Annotated in this window: 7 protein-coding genes; 4 read left to right on the forward strand and 3 right to left on the reverse strand. The window is 73.2% G+C overall.

Annotation, left to right across the window (positions count from 1 at the left end):
* Window positions 1-59 precede the first annotated feature (59 nt).
* Genes egtA through egtD form a run of 4 tightly spaced genes read left to right on the forward strand, consistent with a single transcriptional unit; the run spans window position 60 to window position 4,361 of the window.
* On the forward strand, window positions 60-1,319 hold the full coding sequence (egtA, locus tag ACWF79_RS01125; RefSeq protein WP_453725935.1) for an ergothioneine biosynthesis glutamate--cysteine ligase EgtA: 1,260 nt from the start codon (window positions 60-62) through the stop codon (window positions 1,317-1,319).
* A complete protein-coding gene (gene egtB / locus ACWF79_RS01130) occupies window positions 1,316-2,632 on the forward strand; it encodes an ergothioneine biosynthesis protein EgtB (RefSeq protein WP_453725936.1) in 1,317 nt (438 codons plus the stop codon). The genes egtA and egtB overlap by 4 nt, the downstream gene beginning before the upstream one ends.
* The gene (gene egtC / locus ACWF79_RS01135; RefSeq protein ID WP_453725937.1) at window positions 2,632-3,399 is read left to right on the forward strand and encodes an ergothioneine biosynthesis protein EgtC; all 768 of its coding nucleotides are present in this window, start codon (window positions 2,632-2,634) and stop codon (window positions 3,397-3,399) included. Before egtB ends, egtC begins: the two co-directional genes overlap by 1 nt.
* Window positions 3,396-4,361 carry an L-histidine N(alpha)-methyltransferase gene (gene egtD / locus ACWF79_RS01140; protein ID WP_453725938.1) on the forward strand — a complete coding sequence of 322 codons (966 nt, stop codon included), beginning with the start codon at window positions 3,396-3,398 and terminating at the stop codon, window positions 4,359-4,361. The genes egtC and egtD overlap by 4 nt, the downstream gene beginning before the upstream one ends.
* Here egtD and ACWF79_RS01145 read toward each other — a convergent pair.
* The 3 genes from ACWF79_RS01145 to ACWF79_RS01155 all read right to left on the reverse strand — a co-directional run bounded on the left by ACWF79_RS01145 (window position 4,256) and on the right by ACWF79_RS01155 (window position 7,482).
* Window positions 4,256-5,134, reverse strand: a complete 879-nt coding sequence (locus tag ACWF79_RS01145) for a lysophospholipid acyltransferase family protein (protein WP_453725939.1) — start codon at window positions 5,132-5,134, stop codon at window positions 4,256-4,258. The genes egtD and ACWF79_RS01145 overlap by 106 nt on opposite strands.
* Complete coding sequence (locus ACWF79_RS01150) at window positions 5,131-6,012, reverse strand: GNAT family N-acetyltransferase (RefSeq protein ID WP_453725940.1); 882 nt, start codon at window positions 6,010-6,012, stop codon at window positions 5,131-5,133. The genes ACWF79_RS01145 and ACWF79_RS01150 overlap by 4 nt, the downstream gene beginning before the upstream one ends.
* Window positions 6,013-6,231: 219 nt before the next feature.
* Window positions 6,232-7,482: an extracellular solute-binding protein gene (locus ACWF79_RS01155; RefSeq protein ID WP_453725941.1), complete on the reverse strand. Its 1,251-nt coding sequence runs from the start codon at window positions 7,480-7,482 to the stop codon at window positions 6,232-6,234.
* Window positions 7,483-7,738: the final 256 nt, after the last annotated feature.

Here is a 7,738-nt window from a genome sequence, read left to right on the forward strand (position 1 = left end):
ACGCCTGTCGGTGGTGGCTTTAGGTGGAATCAGCGCCCAGGAGAACAGGAGGAAACGACATGTCGCCGAGCGGTATACCGCGGGGCGGTCCGGCCATGACCCCGGACGAGGCCGAAGACCTGCTGCGATGTATCTGCTTCAAGACGGGCCCGCCCCGCACGGTCGGGGTGGAAGTGGAATGGCTCGTCCACGAGCTGCGTGACCCGCGGCTTCCCGTCCCGCCCGAACGACTCGCCCCGGCCCTCGACACCGTACGGTCCCTGCCGCTGGCCTCGGCACTCACGCTCGAACCCGGCGGACAGCTGGAGCTCAGCTCGCCTCCCGCCGCCTCCCTCATGAGCTGCGTCGACACCGTCTCGGCCGATCTGCGCACGGTGCGTGACGCGCTCTCCCCGCTCGGACTCTGCCTCAACGGCTACGGGGTCGACCCCTGGAACGCGCCGCGCCAGAGGATCCTGCGCGAGCCCCGCTACGACGCGATGGAGACCGCCCTCGACCGTACGGGCCCCGCCGGCCGCGCCATGATGCGCGACTCGGCGTCCGTGCAGGTCTGCCTGGACGCCGGCCACGAGGAACCGGGGCCGCTCGGTCACCACCGCCGCTGGCAGCTGGCCCATCTGCTGGGCGCGGTCCTGGTGGCCGCCTTCGCGAACTCTCCCGTCCACGGCGGGCGCCGGACCGGCTGGCGCTCGACCCGGCAGGCGCTGTGGACCGACCTCGACCCGGCGCGGGCCCTCGCCCCCGACCCGGAGCGCGAGCCGCGCGACGCCTGGGCGGCGCACGTCCTCGACACGCCGGTGATGTGCGTACGCGGCAACGACACGCCGTGGGCCGTGCCGGACGGGCTGACCTTCCGGGAGTGGCTGCGCACCGGGAGCCCCAGGCCGCCCGACGAGGACGACTTGCGGTACCACATGACCACGCTCTTCCCGCCGGTGCGACCGCGCGGGCATCTGGAGCTGCGGATGATCGACGCTCAGCCCGGTCCCGACGGGTGGATCGTGCCGGTGGCCGTGACCACGGCGCTCTTCGACGACCCGGAGGCGGCGGAATTGATCTACCGCGCCGTCAAACCCCTTGCCGAGCGCGCGGATTCGCTGGCCGCTCCGCGCAATCCGCTCTGGCTCGCGGCCGCTCGGGACGGGCTCACGGATCCCGAACTGCACGCGGCGGCCCTGGTGGCGTTCACGGCCGCGATGGAGGCGCTCCCCCGGATCGGGGCGAGCCCGGCCGTCGTCGGCGCGGTGGCCGCCTTCCACGAGCGTTATGTCCTGCCCGGCGGCTGTCCCGCCGACGACCTCCTGGAGGTGGCGTCATGACCGTGACCGACGACCCGACGGCCCTGCGGCGGCGGGCGCTGGACGCGCTCACCTCCGCACGGGCCCGTACCGCGCTCCTCACCTCCTGCGTCGAGGACGACGAACTCACCGCTCAGCACTCCCCCTTGATGTCGCCGCTGGTGTGGGACCTGGCCCATATCGGCAACCAGGAGGAGCAGTGGCTGTGGCGGGCGGTCGCGGGGCGGGACGCGCTGCGCCCGGAGATCGACTCGATCTACGACGCCTTCGAGCATCCCCGCGCCGCCCGCCCCACGCTGCCGCTCCTGCCGCCGGCCGAGGCCCGCGCCTACGCCTCGGACGTACGGGGCCGGGTCCTGGACGTCCTGGAGCGCACCCCGCTGGAGGGGCGGCCGCTGGTGGAGGCTGCGTTCGCCTTCGGGATGATCGCCCAGCACGAACAGCAGCACGACGAGACGATGCTGATCACCCATCAGCTACGGAAGGGGCCGCAGGCCCTGACCGCTCCCCCGCCGCCCGCCACGGACGGCGGTCCTCTTGAGGCCGAAGTCCTGGTGGAGGGCGGCGCGTTCACCATGGGCACCTCGGACGAGCCGTGGGCGCTGGACAACGAGCGGCCTGCGCACACCCGGGTCGTCCCGTCGTTCTTCATCGACACCGCGCCGGTCACCAACGGCGCCTACATGGCGTTCGTGGCCGACGGCGGCTACACGGACGAGCGGTGGTGGCAGGCGGAGGGCTGGGAGCAGATCCGCAAGCACGAGATCGCCGCGCCGCTGTTCTGGCGGCGGGACGGCGGGCAGTGGATGCGGCGGCGGTTCGGGGTGACGGAGCCGGTGCCCGAGGACGAGCCGGTGGTGCACGTCAGCTGGTACGAGGCGGACGCCTATGCCCGCTGGGCCGGGCGCAGGCTGCCCACGGAGGCCGAGTGGGAGAAGGCGGCCCGGCACGACCCGTCGACCGGGCGGTCGCGCCGCTATCCCTGGGGTGACGCCGACCCGGCGCCCGAGCACGCCAACCTGGGCCAGCGCCACCTGCGGCCGGCCCCGGCCGGGACCTATCCGCAGGGCGCCTCGCCGCTCGGGGTACGGCAGTTGATCGGTGACGTGTGGGAGTGGACGGCCAGCGACTTCCTGCCGTACCCGGGGTTCACGGCCTTTCCGTACAAGGAGTACTCGGAGGTGTTCTTCGGCCCCGCGCACAAGGTGCTGCGCGGCGGTTCGTTCGCGGTGGACGCGGTGGCCTGCCGGGGTACGTTCCGCAACTGGGACCTTCCGGTGCGCCGGCAGATCTTCTCCGGTTTCCGGACCGCACGGGATGCGGAGCTCGCCTGATGTGCCGTCACCTTGCCTATATGGGCCCGTCGGTGGCGCTCGGTGAGCTGCTCACGGGGCCGCCGCACGCGCTGTACCGGCAGTCCTGGGAGCCGCGTGGGCAGCGGTACGGCACGGTCAACGCGGACGGCTTCGGGGTCGGCTGGTACGCCGAGGGCGATCCGGTGCCCGCGCGCTACCGGCGGGCCGTGCCGATCTGGGCCGACGCCTCTTTCCTGGACCTCGCGCGCGTGGTGCGCGCCGAGACGTTCCTCGCGGCCGTACGGGACGCGACGGTGCCGGGGGCGGACGGGGAGGCCGCGGCGGCCCCGTTCGCCTCGGGGCCGTGGCTGTTCAGCCACCACGGGGCGGTGCGGGGCTGGCCCGGCTCGCTCGCCCCCGTGGCGGCGACGCTGCCGGCCGCCGAGCTGCTCGCCCTGGAGGCGCGTACCGACTCGGCCCTGGTGTGGGCGCTGGTGCTGCACCGGCTGCGGGCGGGCGACGGCCTGGAGCAGGCGCTCGCGGACACCGTGGCGGAGGTCGCCGAGGCGGCACCCGACTCCCGGCTGAACCTGCTGCTCACCGACGGGACCACCCTCGCGGCGACCACCTGGGGGGACTCCCTCTGGTACCGGACGGAGCCCGGTCCTCCCGGCGCCGCCCGCACGGTCGTCGCCTCCGAACCGTACGACGACGATCCGCGCTGGCACGAGGTGCCGGACCACACGCTGCTGACCGCCACCCGTACCGATGTCACCCTCACCTCGCTCAAGGAGCCCTCCCCGTGAGCCCGTTCCAATTGACCCGCACCCTTCCCGAGGACGCCACGGAGGCCGATCTGCGCGCCGATGTGCTCCACGGGCTGACCCGTACACCGAAGGAACTCCCGCCGAAGTGGTTCTACGACGCGCGCGGCAGCGAACTGTTCGAAGAGATCACCCGGCTGCCCGAGTACTACCCGACCCGTGCCGAGCGGGAGATCCTGATCGCCCGGGCGCCCGAGATCGCCGCGGCGACAGGGGCGCGGACCCTGGTCGAGCTGGGGTCGGGCTCGTCGGAGAAGACCCGCTTCCTGATCGACGCGCTGCTGCCGGAGCTCGACAGCTACGTGCCGGTGGACGTGAGCGAGTCGGCGCTGAAGGGGGCGGCCGAGGCGCTGCTCGCCGAACGGCCCGGGCTGCACATCCACGCCCTGGTCGCCGACTTCACCCGGGGCCTCGCGCTGCCCGGGACGCCGGGGCCGCGCCTGGTGGCGTTCCTCGGTGGCACGATCGGCAATCTGCTGCCCGCCGAGCGCGCGACGTTCCTGCGCTCGGTGCGGGCGATGCTGGCGCCTGGTGACGCGCTGCTGCTCGGTACGGACCTGGTGAAGGACGAGGCGACGCTGGTCGCCGCGTACGACGACGCGGCCGGGGTGACGGCGGCGTTCAACAAGAACGTGCTGGCCGTGATCGCCCGGGAGCTGGACGCGGACGTCCAGCCGGACGACTTCGACCACGTGGCGCTCTGGGACCGGGAACGGCAGTGGATCGAGATGCGGCTGCGGGCGCGTCACGCGCTGACGGTGAAGATCCCGCAGCTGGATCTCGTGGTGCCGTTCGAGGCGGGCGAGGAGATGCGCACGGAGGTGTCGGCGAAGTTCCGTCAGGCGGGGGTGCGGGCGGAGCTGGCCGAGGCCGGGCTTGAGCTGACCCGCTGGTGGACGGACAAGGACGGGCGCTTCGCGCTGTCGCTGGCGACGGCGCGCTGAGCCGCCTGAGCCAGCGCACGACGGTTCGGATACTGGATCGTGGATATCGGATCCAGTATCCGGATCTCGGCGGTGATGCCGCGGGCGGCGACGATCCGCCAGAGCGAGGCGGCCAGCGGATCCTCCCCCACGAACGCGGCCGGCCCGACCGGACGGTACTCCAGTCTCACCGGAAGCACCGGTACGGAAGCGTCGAGGGCCGCCTGGAAGGCGGCGTGCCGGAACGCTCCGCCACCCCGGCCGCACCAGGTCGAGCCCTCGGGGAAGACGATCACCCGGCCGCCGCCCGCCAGGGCGCCGGCCATCGCCCGGACGGTGTCGGGCAGGGCGCGCAGCCGGTCACGGTCGATGAAGAGGGTGCCGCCCCGCGCCGCGAGCGGACCGAGCACCGGCCACTGCCGGACCTCCCGCTTGGCGAGCATGCGCCCCGGCAGGACGGAGGCGACGAGCGGGATGTCCAGCCAGGAGATGTGGTTGGCGACGACCAGGAACGGCCCGTCCGCCGGGGCCGGGACCCCGGTGAGCTTCATCCGGACGCCGAAGGCCCGCAGGACCACCCGGCACCACACCCGGACGAGTGCCCGCCGGCCCGCCGCCGGCAGCAGCGCCGCCGCAGGCGCGAGCAGCACCCCGGCGAGGACGGTGGCGATGCCCACGACCAGCCGGACCGCCGCCAGGACGGACCCGGCGACCGGGCCGGAGTGCCGTGCGCAGGCATCGGGCGCGCACGGGGACGTCGGCAGCCAGGGATTGACGGGGCCGACGGTGCTCACTGCGCCGGGGCGAGGGAGAGGAAGTGGCGCAGGTAGCGGGGGTTGGTGTTGCGCAGCGACAGCAGGACGTAGAGGTCCGCGACACCGAAGTCCACGTCGTGCGCGGGTGCGCCGCAGACCCAAGCGCCGAGCCGGAGGTAGCCGCGCAGCAGCGGCGGCAGCTCGACGCGGCCCTCGGGACGGGCGATCCCGTCCGGGGTCCAGAGCTTGTGCGGGGTGACCCAGTACTCCTCGGGTGCGAGGTGCTTGGCCTTGACCCGGTCCCAGGTGGCTGCGGCGAGGGTGCCACCGTCCGCGAGCGGTATCGAGCAGCACCCGGCGAGCCAGTTGTGGCCGGTGCGGGTCATGTAGCGGGCGAGCCCGGCCCAGATGAGGGCGATGACGGCGCCGTTGCGGTGCGCGGGGTGGACGCAGGAGCGGCCGACCTCGACCAGGTCGTCGCGGATCGGGCCGAGGCGGCCGAGGTCGAACTCGCTCTCGGAGTAGAGCCGCCCGGCGATCCGGGCGCGGTCGGGCGGCAGCACGCGGTAGGTGCCGACGACCTCACCGGTGGCCTCCTCACGGACGAGCAGGTGGTCGCAGTACGCGTCGAAGGCGTCGATGTCGAGGCCCGGCTCGGGTCCGTCGAGGTGGGCCCCCATCTCACCGGCGAAGACCTGGTGACGCAGGCGCTGGGCGGCGCGGACGTCGTCCTGGTCGCGGGCGAGGCAGACGACGTAGCGGGGCTGCTCCGCCGTGGGCCGGTCCGCGGCGAGGGGCTGCGGCTGCGCCGGGAGCCCGGTGAGCGGAGCGCTCGTCAGGGGGGCGCTCGAGAGGGGAACACCGGCGGGGACGGGGACAGCGGGTGCGACAGTGGCTGCGGGTGACGGTGCGGGCATGTCGGGCTCCTCCGGCGTACGGAAGGGGGACGGTGAGGGCCGGACCGGTTGCGCGGTGGTCCGGCTCCTTACTTCTTCCGTGGCCGATTGGATTCGACATGACCGTTCGGGGGATCGCGGGTGTGTAGGCGCTGAATGCTGGTCGGCGCGGCCCGCGCGGCCTGCCTGGTGGGCGACGTACCGGGCCCTGGAGTTCCCGGCAGCCGAAGCCGGCCCTGGCTACTCGGCGAGCGCCTCGCTGATCCGTGCGGAGGCGGCCTGGGCGGCCTCCTTCGGGTCCTCGCCCTGGAGGACGGCCGTCATGTAGGGCTTGATCGGGTTGGCGGCCTCGACGTCGGCCCACTGCGGCGAGTTGGGCGTGGCCTTGCCGCGCGCGGCGCCGACGGCCATGACGGCGGTGGCTTCCTGGCCCTCGACGACCGAGGCGAGGGAGGTCTTGTTGGGAACATAGTTCATGGCACGGGCCAGTTCCGTCTGCCACTTCTCGCCGGCCAGCGCCTTGACGACGTCGATCGCGGCGTTCCGCTCCGGCGCGTTCTCCGGGACGATCAGGTCGGAGCCGCCGGTGAAGACCGCGCAGGGCTGCCCGGCCTTCTTGCCGGGTATCGGGAAGAAGCCGAGCTTGTCCTTGAGTCCCGGGTTGGCCTTGGTGATGGCGGCGACGGCGCTCGGGGTGGCGATGATCTGGGCGACGTCGCCCCGGGCGAAGACCTCGGCCTGGGGCGGTGTCTGCTCGTCCGCGTTCTTGGGCCCGGAGCCGAGCGACTGCAGGTCCTTGTAGAAGTCCATGCCGCGCAGGGCGGCGGGGCTGTCCAGGGCGCCGGTCCACTCGCCGCCCTTGTCCACGGCCAGCTCGCCGCCCTCGTCCCAGATGAACCCGGCGAGCGTGTACCAGTCCTGTCCGGCGAGGTAGATGCCTTGGGAGCCGTTGCGGTTGAGCTTCTCGGTGTCGTCGAGCCACTGCGCGCGCGTGGCGGGCGGCTGGACGACGCCGGCCTGCGCGAAGAGGTCCTTGTGGTAGATCACCACCCGGTTGGCGGCGTACCAGGGGATGCCGTACTGGGACCCGCCGATGCGGCCGGGCTCGGCGAGGCCGGGCAGCCAGTCCTCGCTGCCGAGGTCGCGCACGGATTCCAGGGTCAGGTCGTAGAGCTTGTCGGTGTCGGCGTACTGGGCGACCTGGGTGTTGCCGACCTCGATGACGTCGGGGCCGCCCGCTCCCCGGATCGCCTCGGTGACCTTCTTGCCGATGCCGGTCCAGTCCTGGATCGTGAACTCCAGCTCGACCCCCTCGTGCTCGGCCTCGTACGCCTCGGTGAAGCGCTGGAGGAAGTCCTCGCTGACGCTGTCGCGCATCAGCCACACGTTGACCGTGCGGGTGCCCGCGGAGTCGCCGGGCAGGAGCCCGCAGCCCGCCAGGGCGAGGGCGGTCGCGGCTGCCAGGGGACAGACGAGATGTCGGTTCTTCACGTAGGTCACCTTCTGCGTTCCATGAATGGAGGACGGCATGGGGAGCTGACCCGTCGTGGGGGGACCGAACGGCGTGTTCGTGCGGGTTGCGTGGGCTGGATTCTGGTCTGGACCAACGAAGTGGTCAAGCCCGGGACGGTCATGTGAGGGGCGGGGGGGGCTGGGCCGCCCCCCCCCCCCCCCCCGCCCCCCCCCCCGCCCCCACCCCGTCGGACACCCGGGCCAGCCGCTCGGCCCCGGCCTCGGCCGGCCTCGG

This window comes from Streptomyces sp. NPDC054975, assembly GCF_053609105.1.